This is a genomic window from Allobosea sp. FG18 (genome assembly GCF_057809495.1).
Map to the genome: position 1 here is coordinate 1 of NZ_JBMDKB010000078.1, position 1794 is coordinate 1794.

The 1794-nt window shown below is 61.4% G+C and carries 4 protein-coding genes; 3 read left to right on the plus strand and 1 reads right to left on the minus strand.

The window, feature by feature from the left end; genetic code table 11:
* The 3 genes from ACODTJ_RS29115 to ACODTJ_RS29125 form a co-directional block, all read left to right on the plus strand.
* The coding region (locus ACODTJ_RS29115) for a hypothetical protein (RefSeq protein WP_488851704.1) at positions 1–182 on the plus strand (182 nt) is incomplete at its 5' end.
* A gap of 123 nt (positions 183–305) precedes the next feature.
* On the plus strand, positions 306–965 hold the full coding sequence (locus tag ACODTJ_RS29120; RefSeq protein WP_488851706.1) for a hypothetical protein: 660 nt from the start codon (positions 306–308) through the stop codon (positions 963–965).
* Positions 965–1261, plus strand: a complete 297-nt coding sequence (locus tag ACODTJ_RS29125; protein WP_488851708.1) for a hypothetical protein — start codon at positions 965–967, stop codon at positions 1259–1261. The genes ACODTJ_RS29120 and ACODTJ_RS29125 overlap by 1 nt, the downstream gene beginning before the upstream one ends.
* A gap of 306 nt (positions 1262–1567) precedes the next feature.
* Here ACODTJ_RS29125 and ACODTJ_RS29130 read toward each other — a convergent pair.
* Positions 1568–1794 (minus strand): helix-turn-helix domain-containing protein (locus tag ACODTJ_RS29130; RefSeq protein WP_488851710.1); only part of this gene is annotated, 227 nt, incomplete at its 5' end.

Consider the following 1794-nt stretch of genomic DNA (forward strand, 5'->3'; position numbering starts at 1 on the left):
TGGCGCTCCCTAGGGGTGCCCTTGGCGAGGTCCTGAGTTCGCTGGCGAGCGATATCAGTGAGTTATGTCGAGTGACGAAGCTTGGCGCAATGCCGATCTGGTCAACCCGTGGCAGGGGCGAGTTGGAAGCCGGTGCCGATGGCGTCCGTAATCTCGACGCGCGTGCTGCCCTCGCATTTTAATTTCGACATTCCGAGGGCTGCTGTGTCCTTCTGATGAGGCCGGAGCATTAGCCGGTCGCGCTGGCTCGAAGAGCGAGGCGGCGCGCGTAGACCTCATTTCAGATCGATATTTGGACCATTGCCATGACCCCATTCTCAGCGCTCGACGCGCTCAACAAGCTCGCCAACACCACTTCCATTCCTGCGACGATGTCGGCTCCGGCACAGGCGGCCCCGACCGGACGGCCTCTGTCGCAGTTGCCTACTTTCGACGAGATCACGCTGGTCAACGCCTACATCTTCGACAACTCCGACCGGGGCAAAAACTTCGAGTGGATGAAGTGGCGGGCGACGTTCCAGGTCTTCACCGAGACCGCGCCCTTCTCACCTCATTCCAACAAGGCAGCCTGGGAAGGCAGCGCCGTCCTGCGGCACCCCGATGTGTTCTCCTCGGTGATGGAGGAGTACGCCTACAAGAACCCGACGATGCTGCCTTCGGACCTCTGGAACGCCGCCTACATGCCGATCCTGCGCCAGACCGTGACGATGCCGGTTCTCGGCGAGTGGCCCCGCCTGGGACAGGTGCAGATGGACGGGTCGGGCACCTACTACGAGTTCGGCTCGATCGCCCTCGCCCAGGAGACCGCACATAGTGGGTTCCTGCTCGATCTGGTCATGCCGGGCGGGACCATCACATTCCAGAACTTCACGATCCTGCCCAAAATCCCGATGCACCCCGTTATGCGGGCGACCTATGATCCGCATCGGCTTTGGCTGAGCCGTAAGGGTCGGAAGGCCAAGTGATGACGGAGATCGAGCAGGCGCTGGTCGCAGCGCTCAACGAACAGCGCCTCATCACCCAGGCGCTGGAGCAACGGATTGTCGCTCTCGAAGGCCAGGAGCGCTTTGCTCTGACCGAGGACACGCCGCAGGCGCTGATGGAGTTGATGGAGGAGTTTTGCAAGTACGTCTCCTCGCTCCAGCAGCGTTACGACGATCTGGAACAGATCGTTGAGCGCCGTGGCCTGGGAACGTCCTGGCCACCTAATCGGGATGCTCTGATGAAGATCGTCGAAGAGGATGAGCGCAGGTTGGGTTGATGTCTGTGTGATCTCATCTCGCATGAGCAAAAACACAAGCACCAACACAATCAGTATCAATAGCATTATACTAACACTAGAGCCTCCCGGATGGGCTGCTCGATATAAAGCGGTTCGTCCTCGCTTCGCTCGATACGAACACTAAACCCCACTACGTCGGCCCTGCCTCCGGGATGGAGAGCCGCGCGACCGGGTGAACAAGCCAGGGCAGAGCCGCATCAGTGGCCCGTCCTGGTCACCCGTCGAGGGGTCGATTTTGACTGACTCTTGTACGCAAAGCCGCAGCGCCAACGATCTCCCTGACCGTCAGGCCAGCGCGCTCCGTCCGCCCTTCACGGCTCGATAGATCGTCGAGGGCGCAACCTGCACATGCTCGGCGATCTCGGCCATGGTCAGCGTGCCCTCGGCGATCAGCGTCTTCACCACGGTCAGCTTCACCGTGTCCAACGCCCGTGGGCGACCGCCGACTCTTCCGCGCGCACGGGCTGCGCGAAGACCGGCCTGGGTACGCTCGCGGAGAAGCTCGACCTCCA

Coding starts and splice junctions, on each gene's coding strand:
- ACODTJ_RS29125 (WP_488851708.1), top strand. CDS start 965: ATGACGGAGATCGAGCAGGCGCTGGTCGCAGCGCTCAACGAACAGCGC.
- ACODTJ_RS29120 (WP_488851706.1), top strand. CDS start 306: ATGACCCCATTCTCAGCGCTCGACGCGCTCAACAAGCTCGCCAACACC.